Raw genomic sequence first — 20,544 nt, 5'->3', positions numbered from 1 at the left:
AGTAGTAAGTGAAATTTTATTGACAGGTAAACCAGCATTATGTTACGATACTCCTGTTATTGTGTTGTTAGAGGACTTAGGAGCATCTCGCTCCAACCGCTCAGAACAGGCTTTAATGTCCATAATAGGGCAGCCTTTCTCTGGCGAGTCTGAGAATGACGGAGTTCGGACAAACCCTTATCCGAACATGATTCTAAAGGAGGTGCATCAGAATGTACGCAATTATTGAAACCGGAGGCAAGCAGCTGAAGGTAGAAGAAGGAAAGTCGATTGTCGTTGAAAAGCTTGCTGCAGAAGCAGGTGATACGGTTACTTTCGACAAGGTGCTATTTGTTGGCGGCGAAGACGTTAAGGTCGGTACTCCGACTGTTGAAGGCGCAAGCGTTACTGCGAAGGTTGTTGAACAAGGACGCGACAAGAAAATCATCGTTTTCAAGTTTAAGAAGAGAAAGAATTATCGTCGCAAACAAGGACACAGACAGCCGTTCACGAAAGTTGTGATCGAAAAGATCAATGCTTGAGGGTGAACTCCGGTGGTTGTTTTAACGGTACGGCGTGATCATTATGGGAAAATAGTTGCCTTTAAATTAACCGGTCATGCGGACAGCGGTCCTCATGGGCAGGACTTGGTTTGTGCGGCGGTTTCGGCCGTTGCGTTTGGCTCGGTCAACGCTGTGGAATCACTTGCCAACCTGAAAATGGATGTGCGGCAAAAGGAGGATGGCGGTTATCTTGAATGCGGAATTTCCGACTGTCCCGTCGATGCCAATCTGGAAAAAGCCCAGCTGGTCTTGGAGGCAATGCTTGTTTCAATGCGAACGATTGAAAAGTCCTACGGGCAATATATTCGAATTAGCGATTAAGGAGGTGTTTCACTTGCTGAATTTAGATCTTCAGTTTTTCTCATCGAAAAAAGGTGTAGGTAGTACAAAAAACGGCCGTGATTCCATCTCGAAGCGTCTGGGCGCGAAGAGAGCGGACGGACAATTGGTGACAGGCGGTTCAATTCTGTACCGTCAACGTGGAACGAAGATTTATCCAGGAACGAACGTTGGCCGCGGTGGCGACGATACGCTGTACGCTAAAGCCGATGGTGTTGTTAAGTTTGAAAAGTTCGGTCACAACCGCAAAAGAGTAAGTGTCTATCCGGTAGATGCAGTTAAAGAAGCTTAATGGTTCTTTCATTGCGATGAACGGACTGAGGCGGCAGATGTTTTTTTGCGTAAGCAAAAAATGGCATCTGCCGCTTCTTTTTGTCCTGATAATAATGCACGAAATCTGGAATTAAGAGCAAAAAAGACGGTTTATTGGCAACGAACTAAAGAGATGTATTTCTGTAAAGCATTGTACACAATCCGCTTAATTGCATCTGTTATACTGGAATATATAGATGATTGGGAAAGGATGGAAATAATGTTCAATGCGGAAAAAAGTATCGAATTGCTGAATTCGGCGCGACATGAGTATTTGAACGACCTTCAATTGATCAAAGGTTATCTTTTCTTAAATAGGACGCAAAAAGTTGAGCAAGTTATCGATAAAATGACAGAAAAGCTGAACAATCAATCGCGGCTTGCACATCTGCAAATTCCGGAATGTGCTGTTTTTTTGATGCAGTTCAGGTGGTCGTCCCATGCGTTCGCGCTGACTTTCGAGATAGACGGACCAGAAAGAGATCTGTCAGCTTATGATAAAGAATTGTTAAATGTCTTTCAGGAATATTTTACGATTTTAGAGCATTATTCTGCACCGATTGTAGACAACACGGTTCGGGTCGTCATTGAAACCGGGTCTGTATTATGCGTTGATCTCTATTTTGAAGGTGAGATGGTCGATCGGGATGCTGCGGCAGAACAATTAAACAAGTTGAATGTGAATCATTCTTTTCAATGGGTTGAACACTATAAGTTAAATAATGAATGTGATACAAGGTGAGGTGGACGATTTGTTTGTCGATCAAGTGAATGTATTTGTCAAAGGCGGCGACGGCGGTAACGGCATGGTTGCCTTCAGACGTGAAAAATATGTGCCCGACGGCGGTCCGGCAGGAGGGGATGGCGGTAAGGGAGCGGATGTAATTTTTGAAGTCAATGAAGGACTGCGGACATTGATGGATTTTCGTTACAAACGGCATTTTAAGGGGCGAAAGGGTGAAAATGGCCGAACGAAAAATCAGCATGGGAAAAGTGCGGTACCGCTCGTTGTTCAGGTTCCGCCGGGAACAGTGGTTAAGGACAAGGAGACCGGACAAGTGATCGCCGATCTGACGGAGAACAATCAAAGAGCTGTGATTGCTGCCGGCGGACGCGGCGGACGTGGAAATACCCGTTTTTCAACGCCTGCCAATCCGGCTCCCTATATTTCTGAAAACGGAGAGCCAGGCCAAGAACGTGAAGTTCAACTTGAACTAAAATTGCTTGCCGATGCTGGTCTAGTTGGTTTTCCAAGTGTCGGAAAATCGACACTTTTGTCCGTTGTGACTTCGGCTAAACCTAAAATTGCCGCATACCATTTTACGACGCTGACGCCGAATCTTGGCGTAGTGGCTGTGGATGAAGGACGAAGCTTTGTGCTTGCAGATCTTCCCGGATTGATTGAAGGCGCGAGCGGCGGGGCGGGGCTTGGTTATCAATTTTTGCGCCATATCGAACGGACGCGCGTCATTGTTCATGTCGTGGATATGTCCGGGAGTGAAGGACGAGATCCCTTTGATGATTACACCAAGATTAATGAAGAGCTAAGAAGCTACCAGCTGCGTCTTCTTGAGCGTCCGCAAATTATTGCGGCATCCAAAATGGATATGCCGGATGCTAAGAAAAATCTAGAGGCATTTAAGAAAAAAGTCGATCCGAGTATAGAGATCTTTCCGATTTCATCATTGACGCAAGCCGGACTGAAAGAGTTGATTGGTGCCGTGTATGAACGAATCGTAACGACACCTGAATTTCCGATGGAACAACCGGAGCAAGTGGACGGCAAGGCGTTGTACACGTTTGAAAAAGAGGAAGCTCCATTCAGGATTACTGAAGATGAGGACGGGATCTTTAATGTGTCCGGACCGAAAGTGGAACTTTTATTCAAAATGACTAATTTTCAGCATGACGAAGCGATTCGGCGGTTTGCACGGCAGCTGCGCGGTATGGGGGTCGACGATGCATTACGTGCAAAAGGTGTGACTGAAGGCGATACCGTACGGATCATGGATTTTGAATTTGAATACACGGATTAAACAGGCGGGTTACAGCAGATAACCTGCCTGTTTTAATGCAGCAACAGCATTCTCAATTTTCTCTGAAGCATCTGCTTCAAGCTCATGTAAATGAACACCGTCGGTCAATGAAGAAAGCAAAGAAGCCCCAGTCTTTTCAAGATTTTCAACGAATTTATGGACATCGGAACGATTGCGAATCATCAGCGAGCGCGTGATTTCTCCGTACAATGGATGTTCCACAGTTACATTAAGTACGGTCACACCGCAAGTGACAATGCGGGTGAGTTCGTCTTCTGTCTCACTGATTGTGTGATTGCAAGCAACGATTTTCTTTATTGTATTGGATTGAACTTTTTGCAGCAAGAGATAGCCTTGGGATGTGGCGATAATCTGCTTTCCTTCAGCTTTAAGCAGTGAGATATCCTGAACAATGACCTGCCTGCTCACCTGCATTTCATCAGCAAGGTCGTTACCCTTGATCGGATCTGCTGCTTTCCTGAGCCGCTCCATAATTGATTTTCTGCGCTCAACCGCAGATCTTCGTTTCTCTTTCTTCTGTTTCATCATGAACACTCCATTGTTTCTTTTTCGTCGATTATTTTCACATTTCCGAGGCAACAGCCTGATTCGCAAATTTTGATGATTTAAGTATAAAACAAAACCATGCGCCTGTGCACCATTAGCCTATTTGCTCGAAAAAAATGGAACAGAAGCAAAGTAAGTTTCCGGTGCAAAGAGTGGCAAAAAGCCCAAAGCAACCATATATATAAAGTGACTTTCACAGGAGGGATGGAGAACCGTGAAATTATATGTTGTCCAAAAAGGCGATACTATGGAAGATATCGCAAGCAAACACGGAATGACTATTGACGAATTCAGGAAGATGAATACAAATTTAGACGAGAATTCATTAACTCAGGGAATGAAGGTGAAGGTAGCGATCGGCAAGCAGCCACTGAAGAGAGCTGTTCCAACAAATCAGCGTTCAGAAATTGTTCATCATCAAGCACCTCAGGCACCTGCTCAACCGGTGCCGGTACAGCAGGCACCAGTGCAGCAAGCAGAGCCTGCACCTGCACAGCCGAAGGTGAAAATCGAAGCAACTGAACAGAAGCCCAATATATCAGCTGGTACACAAACCGCAGGACAATCAACAGCCGATTACTCAAAAATAATGTATCCCAAAAGTCCCGAGACGACAAGTTGGACACCGACAGGATCTGAATCGTATCCGAATTTTTCGACGCCACAAGCACCTACAACGATCAGTCCTACCGCGCATGGAAATGTGAATCCGGTGAGCCAAGGCACAATGCCCTACTATCCAATGGGAAACCAGGGAAACGTGACGAGTCCGTGGACGCAGGGATCGAACGCTGGCAGCGCAGTAAGTCCTGCAGCCCAAGGACCGAATCAAGGGAACGTGACGAGCCCGTGGACACAGGGAGCGAATTCAGGGAATGTGACAAGTCCGTGGACACAGGGATCAAACGTCGGCAGCGCAGTAAGCTCTGCGAATCAAGGGAACGTGACGAGTCCGTGGACACAGGGAGCGAATCCGGGGAATGTGGCGAGCCCGTGGACACAAAGTCCGAACGCCGGCAGCGCAATAAGCCCTGCAACCCAGGGACCAAATCAAGGAAATGTGATGAGTCCGTGGACGCAGGGGGCGAATCTGGGGAATGTGACGAGCCCGTGGGCACAAAGTCCGAACGCCGGCAGCGCAATAAGCCCTGCAACTCAGGGACCAAATCAAGGAAATGTGACGAGTCCGTGGACGCAGGAACCGAACGCCGGCAGTACAGTAAGCCCTGCAACCCAGGGAGCGAATCAAGGGAATGTGGCGAGTCCGTGGACGCAGGGATCGAACGCTGGCAGCGCAGTAAGCCCTGCAACCCAGGGTTCGAATCAAGGGAATATCAGTCCGTCGATTCAAGGGAGCAGTACAAATCCTTATTATCCAAGTGCAGTAGGCGGAGCTGCTTCGCAGAAGCCCGTTTATCATCCTGTTGATCAGATGGGAGCAAAGAGTCCATATTATCCACAGTTGCAGCCGTGGACAGGGCAACAGCCGCAATTTCCAATTGGCCATGGAACGGTGCAGCTTGATAAAGCTTATGTAGGTAGTCAAACATCTGCGGGTAAAAAAACGATGCCATGGACGAATCCACAAGTAGCCGGAACTGCGTCGAAACAAAAACAGCCGCAAACCGCACCTGTCGGCAGCAACAAAACATCACCTGTGCAGACAGGAGTAGTGGGAGGCTATCCGTACCCGGTAATTCCAAATAAAGCACAAACCGGTAAACCATGTAATTGTGGAGGTCCGGTACCTCATTCGCCATACGGAAATGCACCAATCGCAGGGTATTACGGTGGAAACCAGCCGCCGCGTCCGCAACCGATGCCTTATTGGGCAATGCCAAATGTGTCCGCGCCAATATACCAAGCAGGGAAATCAGGAAGTCCTAAAAAATAGGCTCTGTTTAAAAATAATATTGTTTCCACTCCATTGTTTGGAGCGGAAGGTGCAAAAACCTTGCGGGATCAGCAGAGCTACGTGAGACATGGCAACGCGTGGAACGCGCAAGAAGACTCATGAATTACCCACAGTCGTGCCGTCATGCGCAATTGAGAAACAACAACCGTATTTAACGGAACCAAAAAATAAAAACAATGCGTTTAAGATAATATGATTGATCCGGCATATGTTTTCTATTTTTTGCTAATTTAACGGTAAAAATTCTTAAGCGTAAAATGCTCCTTCTTCACACATGATAAGTGCGAAAGGGGGAGCAAAAGTGAAAAAAGCAATAGCAAAATTAGGAACCGTGTTAACATTAAGTGCCTTATTGGCAGGCTGTCAGGCGGATAACGCTGCATATAACCGCCCAAATGCGCCGCGGGATGTCAATTACCGAACCGGCTACAACAATCCGAATTCGAATGCAGTTCCACCAACCGCACCGGATTACAATAATCTGAGCGGTGACACCAATAACCAGGTGAACCAGTTAAGTTACGGTGATCAAAAGAAATTAGCGAACCGTATTGCGGATCGAGCAGCTTCTGTTGACGGAGTGGATGAAGCCCATGTACTGGTTTCGGGAAACAACGTTGCCATAGGAGCAGTTCTGGATAAAGGACGAAACGATCGCGCAAACTTAAGAAAGAAAATCAGGCTTGCAGTTCTTCCGCTCGCAGGCGGTCGTGAAGTGCTGGTATCGACCGACAGCCGCTATGTCAAACGAATTACTGCAACAGAAGCGACGTTTAATGCAGGCAAGGCAACTCGAGAAGTTCGCTCAGATATTGTCGGCATTATCGACGATCTGGCCAATGCTGTTAAGCGTCCGTTTGAAAACAACAGCAAATAAAAAAGTAGTAATTCTGGAAGAAAGAGCAAGGGCATTAAGCCTTTGCTCTTTTTTTCGCCGTGAAAAATAGGTATAATGATAACGGAGTGAAATATGCGGGGTACATTAAAGCAGCAGTTGAAGAACTAAAGGATAAAAAACGGTAGCGGGTGAGCGGAGAACGGCTTTTGCCGGTTCTTTTTTTGCCTCTATGTTTTTTATAAAGGTGCATTCGTTTTTTTGTACCGCATTTTTATTGGGAGGAGAAGAAATTATGTCTGGACATTCAAAATGGAATAACATACAGCATAAGAAAAATGCGTTGGATGCCGTACGTGGTAAAATTTTTATGAAATTATCCAAGGATATTTTCCTTGAAGCGCGTCACGGGGGCGGCGACCCAAGCATGAATGCCGGATTAAGGCATGCGATTGAGAAAGCAAAAGCGGCTAATATGCCAAACGACAACATTTCCCGGGCAATCAAGAAAGCAACCGGAAATTTAGACGGCGTGACTTACGAAGAAATTACTTATGAAGGATACGGTCCGGGCGGTGTAGCGGTCATGGTTGACGTTCTGACCGATAACCGTAACCGTTCGGCTTCCGAAATTCGCCATGCGTTTTCAAAGAGCGGCGGTAATTTAGGCGAATCGGGAAGTGTTGGATTCCTGTTCGAAAAACAGGGCATTATTGAAATTGAAGCAAAGGACGGCCTTGATGAAGACATGGTTATGATGGATGCCGTTGATGCGGGTGCTGATGATGTGAAAACAGAAGAAGATCGGTTTATTATCGTGACAACACCTGATGTCTTTGAGGACGTTCGAAAAACATTAGCTGAAGAAAAAAACTATGAAATTGATCGTGCGGAGATCGCTATGATCCCGACGACTACAACCTCGTTGAGCGGTGAAGACCTTGAAAAAATGGAAACATTAATTGGGGCTTTGGAAGATAACGATGATGTACAGGATATTTACAGCAACCTTGAAGAAGCATAACTCCGAATGAGGCGAAAGAGGGAACATTCGACGTGAATGTTCCCTTAATTTTTGCGTGTGCCTGCTTACATGGGTCTGTGAACCATCAGTGCTCATTGGCTTTTCTTGGGACAAATACCCGCCATGTGGTATGATAAAAGACAGAGGCCTTGGCTTAGAAACGATGGACGAGGAGTTAGCTTAGTGTTTGATTATATTAAAGGAATTCTGACTTATCTTTCCGGCAGCGGTATTGTTATTGAACTGGGAGGATTCGGCTACAAGATCATATGCCCGAATCCGTTCAGCTATCAACCGCTGCTGGACAAAGAAACGAAGATTTATCTTTATCAGTACGTTCGCGAAGAGGCGAACGTTTTATATGGTTTTCAGACAAGAGAGGAGCGGGAACTGTTTGTCCGGCTGCTCTCTGTTTCCGGGATCGGACCGAAAAATGCGCTTGCGATTCTTGCTTCGGGCGACCCTGATGAAGTCATCCAAGCAATTGAGGCAGAGGATGAAAAGTTTCTTACTCGTTTCCCGGGCATCGGCAAAAAAACAGCGGGACAAATTATTCTTGATCTGAAAGGTAAATTACAAGAATTTGCTGTCCGGCCGGCAGACATGAAATTGGAAGAAAATATGGACAGCAGACTGGAAAACGCGCTTGCCGAAGCGACGGATGTTCTGGCGATGCTCGGTTATTCCGACAGGGAAATCCGCAAGGTTGTACCACAATTAAGAAAATTAGATCTGAATGCGGAGAATTATGTGAAAGAGGCTTTGAAGCGATTATCCAAAGTGTAGAAGGAGGGCGACGGATTTGGAAGAGGATCATTTGCTGTCTCGTGACGCAACACTTGAAGATCAAGGGCTGGATCAATCCATTCGCCCTTCTGATTTAGATCACTACATCGGTCAAGAGGAAATAAAGCAGAACTTAAAGATTTTTATTTGTGCAGCAAAAGCGCGTCACGAACCGCTTGACCATGTACTTCTTTATGGCCCGCCCGGACTTGGTAAAACAACTTTATCGATGATTATTGCATCGGAAATGGGCGCAAATATTCGGACAACATCTGGTCCGGCACTTGAGCGGCCGGGAGATCTTGCGGCGGTACTCTCATCGCTTGAACCTGGTGATGTACTTTTTATCGACGAGATTCACCGCCTTCCTCGCCATGTTGAAGAGATTCTTTATCCGGCAATGGAAGACTTCTGCATGGATATAGTTATTGGAAAGGATGAAACCGCACATTCGGTACGAATCAATCTGCCGCCGTTTACGCTTGTCGGTGCAACCACAAGGGCCGGTTATTTGTCTCCTCCGCTTCGTGATCGTTTCGGTGTGATCAGTCGTCTTCAGTTTTACACTCCGGATGAGTTGTCCATGATTATTAAAAGAACGGCATCTGTACTGCAAACAGAAATCGAGCAGGATGCCTGCATTGAGATTGCACGCCGTTCACGTGGGACTCCGCGAATCGCGAACCGCCTGCTGAAGCGGATTCGCGACTTTGCTCAGGTAGAGAGCAATGGGTTCATTGACCGCACGACGGCACGAGACGGTCTGAACCGGCTTCACGTTGATGAAGCCGGACTGGACCGTGTCGATCATCAGCTGCTGATGGGGATGATTGACCAGTTTAATGGCGGGCCGGTTGGCCTAGATACCTTGGCCGCAGCAATCGGCGAAGAACGGCACACAATTGAAGATGTTCATGAGCCGTATTTGCTTCAAATCGGTTACATCCAGCGCACGCCGCGCGGACGAATGGTTACTGATCGGGCATACAGTCATTTTAATCTGGGACGAGGGGATCGGAAGTGATGAGTGGCATGGGTAGAATACTCATGATTGTTGGTGCCATCCTTTTTTTAGTCGGTCTCTGCTGGCCGCTAATCGGACGACTTCCGGGCGATATTGTTTTTAAAAAGGGGAATACCACGTTCATTTTCCCCATTGTGACTTGTCTTATAATAAGCTTGATTTTATCGCTAATCATGTATGTCATTAATCACTGGTTTCACAGGATGTAATGTCAGCGTTGCTCACAGGATGTGAGTGTATTTAATCGAGGATCCTGTAAATTAGAGGATTCTTTGAAATCGAGAATTCCTTGCAATTATTGAAGTTCCTATAAAAAGAAAGAGAGTGCTGAAATGGAATTATCTGATTTTGATTATGATTTGCCGGAAGAACTGATTGCGCAGACCCCGTTAAAGAATCGTGCAGCTTCACGGCTTATGGTACTTAATCCGAACAAGGATCGGATCGCACACCATACGTTTGGTGAAATTATCGATTATTTAAATCCGGGGGACTGCCTTGTTCTGAATGACACGAAGGTGCTTCCGGCCCGTCTGATCGGTCATAAAGAAGATACCGGTGCGAAAATTGAACTGCTGCTTCTGAAACAGAAAGAAGGAGATACGTGGGAATGCCTGGCAAAGCCGGCAAAGCGTGTACATCAGGGTGCACGTGTTTCATTTGGTAATGGGATGCTGGTCGGCGAGTGTACCGAAGAACTGGATGAAGGGCGACGTCTCGTGAACTTTCATTACGAGGGCATTTTCTATGAAGTTTTGGACGCGCTCGGCAAGATGCCACTGCCGCCTTACATAAAAAAACAGCTCAACGACCCCGATCTGTATCAGACTGTCTATGCCAAGCATCGCGGATCGGCAGCTGCACCGACAGCCGGGCTACATTTTACTAAGGAATTGCTTGCTGAAATTCAAAAAAAGGGGATACACATTGTTTTTATCACTTTGCATGTTGGGCTGGGCACATTCCGTCCGGTTAAGGTGGACAAGATCGAGGAGCACACAATGCATTCTGAATTCTATCAGATGTCTGCCCAGGCTGCGGAACAACTGACGAAAACGCGCGCCGAAGGCAAACGAATCATTGCATGCGGTACGACGGTTATTCGCACACTGGAAACGATAACAGAGAAATGTGACGGCAAGTTCGAAGAAGCATCCGGCTGGACCGATATTTTTATTTATCCAGGATATAAATATCGCGCCATTGACGGAATGATCACCAACTTTCATCTGCCGAAGTCAACACTGATTATGCTGGTCAGTGCATTCACTGGTCGGGAATTTATCATGAGGGCGTATCGTGAAGCGGTCAAGGAACGGTATCGTTTCTTCAGCTTTGGCGATGCTATGTTTATTGAGGAAGGAATTAGCCATTAATGAATCAAGCTGCAGTTACCTATGAATTAATTAAGACGGATAAGAAAACAGGAGCACGACTTGGAAGGCTCCATACGCCTCACGGAACATTTGACACACCAATGTTCATGCCGGTCGGAACACAGGCAACGGTCAAGACAATGAGCCCGGAGGAACTAAAAGAGATGGGTGCGGGCGTCATCCTGAGTAATACTTATCATCTGTGGCTTCGTCCGGGCGAAGATATTGTTCAGGAAGCCGGAGGGCTTCATCACTTTACGAACTGGGATCAAGGAATATTGACCGATTCCGGCGGCTACCAAGTGTTTAGTCTGAGCAAGCTACGTGATATAACTGAGGAGGGTGTACATTTTCGCAATCATCTGAACGGAGAGAAACTTTTTCTCTCTCCAGAAAAGTCGATAGCGATTCAGAACGCACTCGGTTCGGATATCATGATGGCGTTTGACGAATGTCCGCCGTTTGATTCACCTTATGAGTATATGAAAACGTCTGTAGAACGAACTAGCCGTTGGGCAGAGCGCTGCCTGGCAGCTAACGTCAATCCTGAACGCCAGGCGCTGTTCGGGATTGTCCAAGGCGGCGGATATAAGGAACTTCGCGAGCTGTCGGCACGTACGCTTGCGTCGCTTGATTTTCCGGGCTATGCAATCGGCGGACTCTCGGTCGGCGAACCAAAGGAAAAAATGAATGAGATGCTCACCTATACGACACCGCTTCTTGCGGCGGATAAACCTCGTTATTTAATGGGTGTCGGCTCCCCTGATTCATTGATTGACGGTGTCATCCGCGGCATTGATCTGTTTGATTGTGTGCTGCCGACTCGGATTGCGCGCAATGGCACATGCATGACTGAGCATGGGCGGCTTGTTATTCGCAATGCGAAATATGCTCATGACTTTGGTCCGATCGATGCATCCTGCGATTGCAAAGTGTGCCGAAATTACTCACGCGCGTACATCCGTCATCTTGTTAAAGCAAATGAAACGTTCGGATTTCGCTTAACCACTTACCATAACCTTTATTTTCTGATAAAATTAATGAAGCGTGTCCGATCTGCGATCAAAGAAGACCGGCTGCTTGAATTCAGAGAGGAATTCTTTGAATCGTATGGGTTTAATAAACCGGGTGCTAAAAACTTTTGAGTATAGAAAGGAAGAAGTTCATTGAGTCTTATGCAGTTGTTACCATTGCTGGTGTTTGTAGCAATTTTCTATTTTTTGCTGATTCGCCCGCAACAAAAGAGGACTAAAGAAACAAGAGCGATGCAATCGGCTTTAGCTAAGGGCGACAAGGTTGTTACGGTTGGAGGACTTCAGGGTACGATCGACTCGATCGACGATCAGGCAGCAGTGCTTCGCTGCGGCGGTACGAAACTGACTTTTGAACGCAACGCGATCCGCGCGGTCCTGAAAAAGGCAAATGCACCGGAACCTGCTGTTGAAGAAAGTACGGAAAAATAATAAATCAAAAAAAGGCGGCCGCGCGCGGTCGCCCTTTTTTGATTTTCACAATTAATGCTTTCCGGCAAATAGATTGACGCCGATTGCACCTCCTAGCGATGCAGATGCAATATTGGCAACAAAAAAAAGGTACTGATTCAGGCTTGGACTCTGATCAAGACCAAGATATTGAAAGAAGAGACTGAACAAACAATAAGCAAGCCCGGTGATGGCTCCGATCAAGAGCCCTTTTTCTTTTGTCTTTGATCCGGAAATCACACCGCCGATGAAAAGAGCAACAATTGAGATGACAATGGGAAGGATGGAACCATTTGATTCCGTGTACGTTGTGAAGCGCAGCAGCGAGGCGAGAAGAAATGCGGAAGCAAGGACAATGAGGATCGCAGCGATCATTCCGTATGTGACAGCACTAAGCCAATTTCGAGACATTTTACCACCTCCATTAATGAATGTTTCAAGTCTGTTGCCAAAAATTTTCGACATCCTCTTATTGGTAAAAGGATTTGGATTTGCCGGATATGACGCGGCAAATCGAGATTCCTGATAGTCCATCTTATTCGGACAGGTTCAAAATCATGACACCTGTCCCATTCATGAAATTGTCCGGCTTGCCCATACTAAACCTATAGATCAAGAATTCAGAGAGGAGAAGCAGAATGGGAACGTCGGTGATTCGCATACTTTGCTTGGCCCTGCTCATGTTCATCGGTTTCAGAAAGTCATTGAGTGAAAAGATTTCAGAACAATCCGGTCTTGACGTAGTGCTCGTATTCTCTGCTTCCGGATTGGCCGTTGCGGCGATAGTGATGCCGGAGAGACCGTTAATTCCGCTGCTCGCACCGTTCCTGATTCTCATTCTCATTTATCGGTCGCGCTTTTGGCTTTATCGTTTTGCCGCCAAATGGTCGATTCATGAGCACCTTATTCAATATTTGAAGGCCGCTGATTTCCGTTCAATGAGAAAAAAGACGATGCATCCATTTGAAGCCGATTATGAGCCGCCTCGGCCGGGGCTTTCACTTATTGAAAACGGGAAGGTGCGAAGCGATAATCTGGAACAGATTGGAAAAACACCGCTCTGGCTCAGGCAGGAGCTGAGAAAATTCGGCTATCGCAATATTCGTCAAGTCAACTATTTAAGAATGGATCCTCTGGGAAATTTCTACATGGACCTTAACAAATACATGCGCCATGATTAACTGAGCCACTTTCCGATGATCGGAAGCTGGCTCAGCTGTTCTTTTTGCAACAAACCGAGGAAAGACGCAAGTACTAAATAGAGTGCAGCGACCAGCGAGATCATAACAAGCGTTCTCGGAAGAAGTGACCAGGCTGTAAATGTCCGCTGGATAAGCAGATGGGCAACAAAACCTGAGAAAACAATCAAGAGAAAGGTGCGGATGTAATCACGAATAATCAACGAGAATCCAATGGCTTTAAACATGACAGCGGCGTGCAGGACAGTGACAAGAACAACATTCGTGCAGATAGCGAGCGCGGTGCCTTTAATGCCGAATTCTGGTCGACAGGTGAGCACGAACAGCATAATGGTTTTGACAATCGCTCCTGTTAAGGTGTTATACATGGCCGCCTTTGCTAAATCAAGTGCCTGAAGAACGGCGTGCATCGGTGCTTGAAAATAAAAGATCATGAAAAACGGTGTCATAATATAGAGAAATTGAGCAGATTCCGGTGAGTCGTAAATAATATCCATCAACGGCCTAGCAAATGAGTAAGTGACAACTACCGAAAGACCGCCGGTGAGCATGGCGATGCGCAATGCCTGGTTCAATCGGTAATGAATCAAATTAAAGGACTTGCGCGCATACGCTTCACTGATTGCCGGAACAAGCGAGACATGAAGGGCATGCGTGATGAAGCTTGGGAGCAGCAGCAGTGTCATTGCGTATCCGGTCAGCTGTCCATAAAGCTGTGTGGACCAGGCAATTGAATATCCGGCGATAACGAGTGCATGTGAGACGATCATAGGTTCAAAGAAATTGCTGAGCGATGAAATCAGACGGCTGCCCATTGTCGGCAGCCCGATTCGAAGCAGGTCGCGAAGAACTTCACGCGTCCCTTTTAGCGATCTTTTCTTGCGACCCTTCATTTTTATGCCTTCTCCATGCTTAAAAACGTAAAGCATGTAGAGGAGCGAGGCACATTCTCCTGCCGAACCGGCAATCATTGCGCCTGCGGCGGCATAGGCGACACCATAAGGCATCAGCAGATTAGCCAGTGTTGCGACGAGCGAAATCCGAACAACCTGTTCAACAATTCCTGAATAGGCATAAGGCTTCATGTTGCGGATTCCCTGAAAATAGCCGCGTAAAACAGAGCTTACGGCGACAATTGGGATCACCGGTGTTATAGCAAGCAAAGGATAGATAACGCGTGTGTCGGCGAATAAATAGTTCGCCGATATTGGAATCACGATCAACATGACTGTGGTCAGTACGATACTGGAGAATCCGACAATAGCCAGCGACCAGGCGAGTACCAATTTAACTTTACGAAAGTTGCCAAACGTCTGCGCCTCAGCAACAAGCTTTGATATCGCGACCGGCAAACCAAGCTCGGTGAGCGTTACGACCAGGAGCATGGCAGGAAACGCCATCATAAACAGGCCGACTCCCTCGTCACCGATCACGCGAGCAAGCACCATCCCATTGATCATGCCGAGAATGCGGGTAATCAGACCCGCTGTCATTAATATAAAAGAGCCTTTTAAAAAAGATTGTCGTGTCATGAGCGGCCCGCCTTTGTTTGCAAATTCACAAGTGAGTAAATGATGTGGCTTGCGACCGTGTTGGGAAAGGAAATTCCGCGGCCGTAGTAGAGTATATGCATCAAAAGGGTCCAAGCATGACAAGCCTTGCAGAAAAAGGCAGGTTGACATCTGTTTTTGTGTTTCGTATTCAACCGCAAATATGCTATTATAGGCTTTATGGGGAGGAATCAAAATGCCGGATGAATTGAACGATATGGAAAAGTGGCGGACGATCATTGAGCCGTTTCTGCAAAGTAAATTAAATGAGTTTCAATTGCTCGGCCTTAATCACTTGAAAATGGATGAATTCTGGCAATTTGTTAAAGAATCTTTGGAGAAAAAGAAAGAGGACAAACCCGAACGAATACATGAAGTGGTGGCTGCGGTCATGGCGTTGACAGTGAATGATTACATGAACAAACTGCGCTTGGATCTGTTTAAAAACAGCTCAAATGAAATGGACAGCTCACTGTTTGGATAAATGCAGTTCGTAGACGGGAAGGCTTTCGTAGCAAACGAGGGCCGACAAAGAGAAGGGAGCAAGCTTAGATAATGGTAAAAAAAGGACCGATTTTTTCCTTTTTTGCGCTTTTAATTGTGCTGGGGGTCATCATTGGTTTTGCAGTAAATCCCATCATACATAGGGTAAATTTGGGACTGGACCTTAAAGGCGGCTTCGAAGTGCTGTATCAGGTCGAACCACTTAAGGCAGGCCAAAAAATTGACAGCGATACAATGAGCAACGCGGTCGCGGCAATCAATAAGCGGATCAATGTGCTCGGTGTCAGCGAACCGAATATTTCGATTGAAAACGGACACCGGATTCGTGTCCAGCTTCCGGGCGTTAAAGATGAAAAACGTGCGCGTCAGCTGCTGTCAACAACGGCGAAGCTGGAATTCCGCGATTATAAAGACAGATTGATGATGGACGGCTCGGACCTGAAACCGGGCAAGGCAAAGGTTGCTTTCGACCAAATGAACAAGCCGATGGTTACCTTGCAGCTGAAGGATCCGAAGAAATTCGCCAGTGTGACAAAGAAAATTGCAAGTTATGATCCATTAAAACGCGAAAATGTTCTCGTGATCTGGATGGATTATAAAAAAGGCAATTCTTATGCTAAAGAATCGGGCAAAACAAATCAAAAATTCATCTCCGATCCTAGTGTGGATCAAGAACTGAATACGTCCGATGTTGAGATTACCGGGAGCTTTACGGCTAAAGAGGCGACAAACCTGAAGGACTTACTGAACTCAGGTTCACTGCCGGTTCGAATGGTTGAAAAATATTCCACTTCTGTCGGCGCTCAATTCGGACAAGACTCCATGAAAGAAACGATTTACGCAGGTGCGCTTGCCGTCGCGGCCATCATGCTGTTCATGCTCTTGTTCTATCGTTTAGGCGGGCTGATTGCGGACCTGACTCTGGTTTTCTACAGCATCATTGTTATGGCCGTATTTGTCGGACTGCAGGCGGTGCTCACATTGCCGGGTATTGCCGCCATGATTCTCGGGGTAGGGATGGCTGTCGATGCCAACATTATCACACTTGAACGAATTAAAGATGAGCTGCGAAGCGGAAAATCAATAATTTCTGCGTTTAAAGCCGGGAATCAGCGGGCACTGCCTACGGTTATCGATGCTAACCTGACGACGATCATTGCCGCTGCTGTTCTGTTTGCCTTGGGAACCAGTGCTGTCAAGGGATTCGCCGTCATGTTGCTGATCAGCAATGTTGTCACCTTCGTGACATCGGTTTATGGTGCTCGTCTGCTGCTTGGCCTTCTGGTTCACAGCCGTGCGCTTAATAATCACCCATGGCTGTTCGGCGTGAAGAGGAGTGATATTCGTGGAACTAAATGAAAAAATGGATTACAAACACTACAATAAATTTTACGATCACTTTGATTTTATGAAGCACCGAAATGTTTTCTTTGTCATTTCGTCTGCGCTGATTATTTTGGGTATCCTTTCACTTTTTGTTTTCAAGCTCAATTTGGGGATTGATTTCTCAAGCGGTACACGTGTCGATGTGCAGAGCACTGAGCCAATTTCAATTGAAAAGGTTGACCAGACTTTTCGCGCAATGAATTATGACCCGGAACGACCGGTTGTTTCCGGAACCCATAAGAACATTGCGACTGTCCGCATCAACGAAGAACTGAATCAGCACCAAATTGCGGCGATTAAGAGCAAAATCAAAGCACAGTTCGGCATCGAGCCAAACGTCAGTATGGTTTCTCCGCAAGTCGGACGCGATCTTGCGAAGAACGGTCTATTCGCTCTGGTTTTGGCTTCAATCGGTATTATCATCTATGTATGGATTCGTTTTGAATTTCTTCAAGGTCTAACGGCGGTGCTTGCGCTGATCCATGACGCGTTTTTCATCGTGACCGTATTCAGCCTGTTTCATCTTGAAGTTGATATTTTGATTATTCCTGCTGTGCTTACGATTGTCGGTTATTCAATTAACGACACGATTGTGACGTTTGACCGTGTGCGTGAAAACATTAAGCTGAGCAGAAAGAGACTTTCAACGATTGAGGAATTCGGTGCAATCGTAAACCTGAGTATCCGCGAAACACTGACGCGATCATTGAACACGGTGCTTACCGTGCTGATTCCGGTTGTTCTGCTGCTGATCTTCGGCAGTGAATCAATCCGTAACTTTACGCTTGCCCTCTTTGTCGGACTGCTTTGCGGCGTGTATTCGTCAATCTGTATCGCCTGTCCTTTATGGGCGGTCATGAAGGTTCGCTATCTTGACAGGCGGAAGAAAAAGAGAACTGTACAGACTCAGGCATAATTTTTAATGGAGAAATGGAGGTACCGGAATGAAAAAACAGTGGAGAATACTCCTCGTACTCATTTTCACATTAATTATTGTTCTGTTTTCCATTGCTAATGTGGAAACCGTGGGGTTCAGCTTTCTGTTCGGCGTTGTCCGGCTGCCACTCATTCTTGTGATCATCGGATCATTGCTGATCGGAGCAGTGCTTATCGGGTTGTTCACGTATTCCACGATTTACAAACAGCGTCATCGAATCGGCAAACTGGAACGTGAACTTCGAAGAATAATTGATTTGCATCCTGAGGATTCCGAACGTTTGAAAGTTGATCTGAGCGGTGAAGAGACATCAAGCGAATCACGGACCGCGAGGCGTCGGTCACAAAAATAAAAATCCGGCCAAGCGAGGAACCGGTTGTTGAGGGAGCGCGAGGGCGGATGTTGAAATCAAAAAATTATTGGAAGATAAAAAAGGTTGATGAAGAAAAAATGCAGCGGCTCTCAGAGTCGCTGCATATTTCTGTGCTTACTGCTCGTTTATTGGTTGCAAGAGGATTTGACGATGCGGAACAAGCCAAACACTTCCTGCACTGCGAAAGCATGAAATTCTATGAATCTATGAAAATGAAGGGCATGGATAAAGCTGTTGTCCGCGTTAGCAAAGCGGTAACAAACGGGGAACAGATTCGCGTCTTTGGTGATTATGATGCAGACGGAGTGACGTCGACTGCTATTCTGATTCGCGCATTGACGTCAATCGGCGCTCATGTATCCTACTACATTCCGAACCGGTTCAAGGATGGATACGGGCCTAATGTGGGTGCGGTCGAACAAGCGAAGAAGGACGGCGTAACACTGATTATAACCGTCGATTCAGGCATTGCAGCTAGCGATCCTGCCGAATGCGCGAAGAGAATGGGGATTGATTATGTGATCACCGATCATCATGAGCCGCCGGATCAGCTGCCGGAAGCTTTTGCCATTCTAAATCCGAAGCAGAAAGACTGCCCTTATCCCTTTAAGGGATTGTCCGGTGCCGGGATCGCACTCAAGCTTGCACAAGCGATCTGCCCATCGGATACATTCGATGAGAAACTGGTGGCACTCGCCGCCATCGGAACGATTGCCGATCTCGTACCGCTTGTTGATGAAAATCGTTTGATTGCTTATCTAGGATTAAAAACGATGAATGCGGGATCGCTGCCGGGGATTGACGCACTCAAGATAAAAGCATCCGGGGCGGGAATGGTTGACAGCGATGTGATCGGTTTTCAAATGGCGCCGAGACTGAATGCCGCAGGACGCATGAATGACGCAAGAGCTGCGCTTGAACTGCTGCTGACTGAAGATGTGAGCGAGGCCGCGGCGCTTGCCGAACAGCTAGATTCGCTGAATCAAGATCGGCGAGCAATTGTTGACAGAATAGCCAGGGAGGCTGACGCACAAGCTGCGGGCTATATAAGTCGAGGCGATAAAGCACTCGTCCTTGCGGGTACAGATTGGCATCAAGGCGTTATCGGCATTGCGGCGTCGAAAATCGTTGGCAAATATTACCGCCCCGTGATTATTCTCAGTATTGATGAAGAAACCGGTATTGCTAAAGGTTCCGGACGCAGTATCGAAGGCTTCAATCTTTATCAGGGATTGAAAGACGCATCGAATTATCTGATTCAGTTTGGCGGGCATCAGATGGCGGCAGGGATGACGGTTGCGAAAAACGAGATCGATGCCTTTCGGAAGGCCTTTGCAGATGCCGCGGCTCGTGTGCTGCAGCCTGAAGACCTCGTTCCTCAATTGACCATAGACGGTGTTTCTTCAGTTGATGATCTTTCCGTAGATCTGATTGAAGAATTGGCGCAGCTTGCTCCGTTCGGCACGGACAATCCGCGTCCGCTGTTTCAGATTGAACAAGCACCTTTAGCAAAGCTCGGTGCTGTTGGACGTAATAACAATCATTTAAAGGTGACACTTAAGGGTGGCGAAAAAGAACTCGAAGCAATTGGATTCGGATTTGGCAGCTGGATGTCGCGTATTTCACCAAATGACCACTTAGTTGCAGTCGGTGAGTTAGGAATTAATGAATGGAACGGCTTTAGAAAAGTACAGTTACTGATTCGTGATCTTTGTGTTGAGGGTATTCAAGTGTATGATTGGCGTTCTGTGCGCGACATTCATGAAAAAACGGCACAGCTTGTAGAGGATTCCGTAACCCTGCTTGCCTTTCAGCCGGAAACTGCGGCACATTTTCAGCTCGAAGGTATCGTGCAGGTATATGAGTCCGGCATGTCTGTTCCATCAGATGCTGTTGCATTTCTTGATCTCCCAGATGATGAGGCACAACTCGCAGACATGATAGGAAGCAATCCGCAGCTTAACCGCTTTTACTGCATCTTTTATCACCCGGAAGACCACTACTTCACAGTGTTTCCGGAACGCGATCACTTTGTGTGGTATTACGCGCTAATCCGCAAAAGGCATTCCTTCGATGTTCAGGAAATGATTCGTCAAATCGCAGGCTATAAAGGTTGGAGTGAGCAGTCGATTTCTTTGATGACCCAGGTGTTTTTTGAACTCGGTTTTGTTAAAATAGAGAAGGGTTTCTTAACTGAGAACCCCTCTCCGGTTAAAGCGCCGCTAACATCCTCCGACACGTACCGTAAAGAGAAGATGCAGCGCAGATTGGAAGCACGTTTCTGCTATTCGCCGATCGGCGAACTGAAGCAGTGGATCATGGCACAGTTTATGCATGAACGCGTTTTAAAATAATATA

22 protein-coding genes, 1 pseudogene and 1 other annotated feature are annotated in these 20,544 nt (G+C 46.7%); of the genes and pseudogenes, 20 read left to right on the top strand and 3 right to left on the bottom strand.

Annotated elements, in window-relative coordinates; translation table 11 throughout:
• The 6 genes from NIE88_RS11650 to obgE form a co-directional block, all read left to right on the top strand.
• The coding region (locus NIE88_RS11650; protein ID WP_253062300.1) for a hypothetical protein at positions 1-229 on the top strand (229 nt) is incomplete at its 5' end.
• Positions 85-161: a sequence feature (ribosomal protein L21 leader region), on the top strand. It overlaps the preceding gene by 77 nt.
• On the top strand, positions 213-521 hold the full coding sequence (gene rplU / locus NIE88_RS11645) for a 50S ribosomal protein L21 (RefSeq protein ID WP_253062298.1): 309 nt from the start codon (positions 213-215) through the stop codon (positions 519-521). The genes NIE88_RS11650 and rplU, both read left to right, overlap by 17 nt.
• Before the next feature lie 12 nt (positions 522-533).
• Positions 534-863, top strand: a complete 330-nt coding sequence (locus NIE88_RS11640; protein ID WP_253062296.1) for a ribosomal-processing cysteine protease Prp — start codon at positions 534-536, stop codon at positions 861-863.
• 13 nt (positions 864-876) lie between these two features.
• The gene (gene rpmA / locus NIE88_RS11635; protein WP_253062294.1) at positions 877-1,173 is read left to right on the top strand and encodes a 50S ribosomal protein L27; all 297 of its coding nucleotides are present in this window, start codon (positions 877-879) and stop codon (positions 1,171-1,173) included.
• A 45-nt stretch (positions 1,174-1,218) separates the two neighbouring features.
• Complete coding sequence (locus tag NIE88_RS11630) at positions 1,219-1,935, top strand: Spo0B domain-containing protein (RefSeq protein WP_253062292.1); 717 nt, start codon at positions 1,219-1,221, stop codon at positions 1,933-1,935.
• A gap of 10 nt (positions 1,936-1,945) precedes the next feature.
• Entirely contained in the window at positions 1,946-3,229 is a 1,284-nt protein-coding gene (gene obgE / locus NIE88_RS11625) for a GTPase ObgE (protein WP_253062312.1), read from the top strand.
• Positions 3,230-3,238: 9 nt separating this feature from the next.
• Here the strand turns inward: obgE and NIE88_RS11620 are convergent, their stop codons facing one another.
• Positions 3,239-3,775: a transcription repressor NadR gene (locus tag NIE88_RS11620; RefSeq protein ID WP_253062290.1), complete on the bottom strand. Its 537-nt coding sequence runs from the start codon at positions 3,773-3,775 to the stop codon at positions 3,239-3,241.
• 235 nt (positions 3,776-4,010) lie between these two features.
• On the opposite strand from NIE88_RS11620, the gene NIE88_RS11615 reads away from it, so the two are divergent.
• The 9 genes from NIE88_RS11615 to yajC all read left to right on the top strand — a co-directional run bounded on the left by NIE88_RS11615 (position 4,011) and on the right by yajC (position 12,219).
• Complete coding sequence (locus NIE88_RS11615) at positions 4,011-5,690, top strand: LysM peptidoglycan-binding domain-containing protein (RefSeq protein ID WP_253062288.1); 1,680 nt, start codon at positions 4,011-4,013, stop codon at positions 5,688-5,690.
• Between the two features lie 322 nt (positions 5,691-6,012).
• The gene (locus NIE88_RS11610) at positions 6,013-6,588 is read left to right on the top strand and encodes a YhcN/YlaJ family sporulation lipoprotein (RefSeq protein WP_253062286.1); all 576 of its coding nucleotides are present in this window, start codon (positions 6,013-6,015) and stop codon (positions 6,586-6,588) included.
• 253 nt (positions 6,589-6,841) lie between these two features.
• Complete coding sequence (locus NIE88_RS11605; RefSeq protein ID WP_253062284.1) at positions 6,842-7,570, top strand: YebC/PmpR family DNA-binding transcriptional regulator; 729 nt, start codon at positions 6,842-6,844, stop codon at positions 7,568-7,570.
• 183 nt (positions 7,571-7,753) lie between these two features.
• The gene (gene ruvA / locus NIE88_RS11600) at positions 7,754-8,356 is read left to right on the top strand and encodes a Holliday junction branch migration protein RuvA (RefSeq protein ID WP_253062282.1); all 603 of its coding nucleotides are present in this window, start codon (positions 7,754-7,756) and stop codon (positions 8,354-8,356) included.
• 16 nt (positions 8,357-8,372) lie between these two features.
• Entirely contained in the window at positions 8,373-9,380 is a 1,008-nt protein-coding gene (gene ruvB, locus NIE88_RS11595; protein ID WP_253062280.1) for a Holliday junction branch migration DNA helicase RuvB, read from the top strand.
• An 8-nt stretch (positions 9,381-9,388) separates the two neighbouring features.
• Positions 9,389-9,589: a DUF2905 domain-containing protein gene (locus NIE88_RS11590; RefSeq protein WP_373689431.1), complete on the top strand. Its 201-nt coding sequence runs from the start codon at positions 9,389-9,391 to the stop codon at positions 9,587-9,589.
• A 123-nt stretch (positions 9,590-9,712) separates the two neighbouring features.
• The gene (queA, locus tag NIE88_RS11585; RefSeq protein ID WP_253062276.1) at positions 9,713-10,756 is read left to right on the top strand and encodes a tRNA preQ1(34) S-adenosylmethionine ribosyltransferase-isomerase QueA; all 1,044 of its coding nucleotides are present in this window, start codon (positions 9,713-9,715) and stop codon (positions 10,754-10,756) included.
• Complete coding sequence (tgt, locus tag NIE88_RS11580) at positions 10,756-11,901, top strand: tRNA guanosine(34) transglycosylase Tgt (protein ID WP_253062274.1); 1,146 nt, start codon at positions 10,756-10,758, stop codon at positions 11,899-11,901. Before queA ends, tgt begins: the two co-directional genes overlap by 1 nt.
• Before the next feature lie 30 nt (positions 11,902-11,931).
• Positions 11,932-12,219, top strand: coding sequence for a preprotein translocase subunit YajC (gene yajC, locus NIE88_RS11575; RefSeq protein WP_253062310.1), 288 nt, complete (start codon positions 11,932-11,934; stop codon positions 12,217-12,219).
• 51 nt (positions 12,220-12,270) lie between these two features.
• Here yajC and NIE88_RS11570 read toward each other — a convergent pair whose 3' ends face one another.
• The gene (locus NIE88_RS11570; protein ID WP_253062272.1) at positions 12,271-12,648 is read right to left on the bottom strand and encodes a TIGR04086 family membrane protein; all 378 of its coding nucleotides are present in this window, start codon (positions 12,646-12,648) and stop codon (positions 12,271-12,273) included.
• Positions 12,649-12,875: 227 nt separating this feature from the next.
• On the opposite strand from NIE88_RS11570, the gene NIE88_RS11565 reads away from it, so the two are divergent.
• Positions 12,876-13,418 carry a YetF domain-containing protein gene (locus NIE88_RS11565; protein WP_253062270.1) on the top strand — a complete coding sequence of 181 codons (543 nt, stop codon included), beginning with the start codon at positions 12,876-12,878 and terminating at the stop codon, positions 13,416-13,418.
• Here the strand turns inward: NIE88_RS11565 and spoVB are convergent.
• Positions 13,415-14,968: a stage V sporulation protein B gene (gene spoVB / locus NIE88_RS11560; protein ID WP_253062268.1), complete on the bottom strand. Its 1,554-nt coding sequence runs from the start codon at positions 14,966-14,968 to the stop codon at positions 13,415-13,417. The two genes, NIE88_RS11565 and spoVB, sit on opposite strands and share 4 nt — an antisense overlap.
• 214 nt (positions 14,969-15,182) lie before the next feature.
• Between spoVB and NIE88_RS11555 the strand changes: the two genes are divergently transcribed.
• From NIE88_RS11555 to recJ, 4 genes and pseudogenes are all read left to right on the top strand, one after another.
• Positions 15,183-15,470, top strand: a complete 288-nt coding sequence (locus NIE88_RS11555) for a post-transcriptional regulator (protein ID WP_253062266.1) — start codon at positions 15,183-15,185, stop codon at positions 15,468-15,470.
• A 71-nt stretch (positions 15,471-15,541) separates the two neighbouring features.
• A pseudogene (gene secD, locus NIE88_RS11550) lies at positions 15,542-17,792 on the top strand (protein translocase subunit SecD).
• Positions 17,793-17,820: 28 nt separating this feature from the next.
• Positions 17,821-18,165, top strand: a complete 345-nt coding sequence (locus NIE88_RS11545; RefSeq protein ID WP_253062265.1) for a LapA family protein — start codon at positions 17,821-17,823, stop codon at positions 18,163-18,165.
• Between the two features lie 47 nt (positions 18,166-18,212).
• Positions 18,213-20,540, top strand: coding sequence for a single-stranded-DNA-specific exonuclease RecJ (gene recJ / locus NIE88_RS11540; RefSeq protein ID WP_253062264.1), 2,328 nt, complete (start codon positions 18,213-18,215; stop codon positions 20,538-20,540).
• Positions 20,541-20,544 lie beyond the last annotated feature (4 nt).

Source organism: Sporolactobacillus shoreicorticis (assembly GCF_024125445.1).
Classification (GTDB): Bacteria; Bacillota; Bacilli; order Bacillales; family Sporolactobacillaceae; genus Sporolactobacillus; species Sporolactobacillus shoreicorticis.
The sequence above is the reverse complement of the archived record's forward strand: the minus strand, read 5'-3'. Positions and strand labels throughout refer to the sequence as shown.

Bases quoted from the DNA above. Each gene is read 5' to 3' on its own strand.
- rplU (WP_253062298.1), top strand. From the start codon at position 213: ATGTACGCAATTATTGAAACCGGAGGCAAGCAGCTGAAGGTAGAAGAA.
- NIE88_RS11620 (WP_253062290.1), bottom strand. From the start codon at position 3,775: ATGAAACAGAAGAAAGAGAAACGAAGATCTGCGGTTGAGCGCAGAAAA.
- NIE88_RS11605 (WP_253062284.1), top strand. From the start codon at position 6,842: ATGTCTGGACATTCAAAATGGAATAACATACAGCATAAGAAAAATGCG.
- NIE88_RS11590 (WP_373689431.1), top strand. From the start codon at position 9,389: ATGGGTAGAATACTCATGATTGTTGGTGCCATCCTTTTTTTAGTCGGT.
- queA (WP_253062276.1), top strand. From the start codon at position 9,713: ATGGAATTATCTGATTTTGATTATGATTTGCCGGAAGAACTGATTGCG.
- tgt (WP_253062274.1), top strand. From the start codon at position 10,756: ATGAATCAAGCTGCAGTTACCTATGAATTAATTAAGACGGATAAGAAA.
- yajC (WP_253062310.1), top strand. From the start codon at position 11,932: ATGCAGTTGTTACCATTGCTGGTGTTTGTAGCAATTTTCTATTTTTTG.
- NIE88_RS11570 (WP_253062272.1), bottom strand. From the start codon at position 12,648: ATGTCTCGAAATTGGCTTAGTGCTGTCACATACGGAATGATCGCTGCG.
- NIE88_RS11565 (WP_253062270.1), top strand. From the start codon at position 12,876: ATGGGAACGTCGGTGATTCGCATACTTTGCTTGGCCCTGCTCATGTTC.
- spoVB (WP_253062268.1), bottom strand. From the start codon at position 14,968: ATGACACGACAATCTTTTTTAAAAGGCTCTTTTATATTAATGACAGCG.
- NIE88_RS11555 (WP_253062266.1), top strand. From the start codon at position 15,183: ATGCCGGATGAATTGAACGATATGGAAAAGTGGCGGACGATCATTGAG.
- NIE88_RS11545 (WP_253062265.1), top strand. From the start codon at position 17,821: ATGAAAAAACAGTGGAGAATACTCCTCGTACTCATTTTCACATTAATT.
- recJ (WP_253062264.1), top strand. From the start codon at position 18,213: ATGTTGAAATCAAAAAATTATTGGAAGATAAAAAAGGTTGATGAAGAA.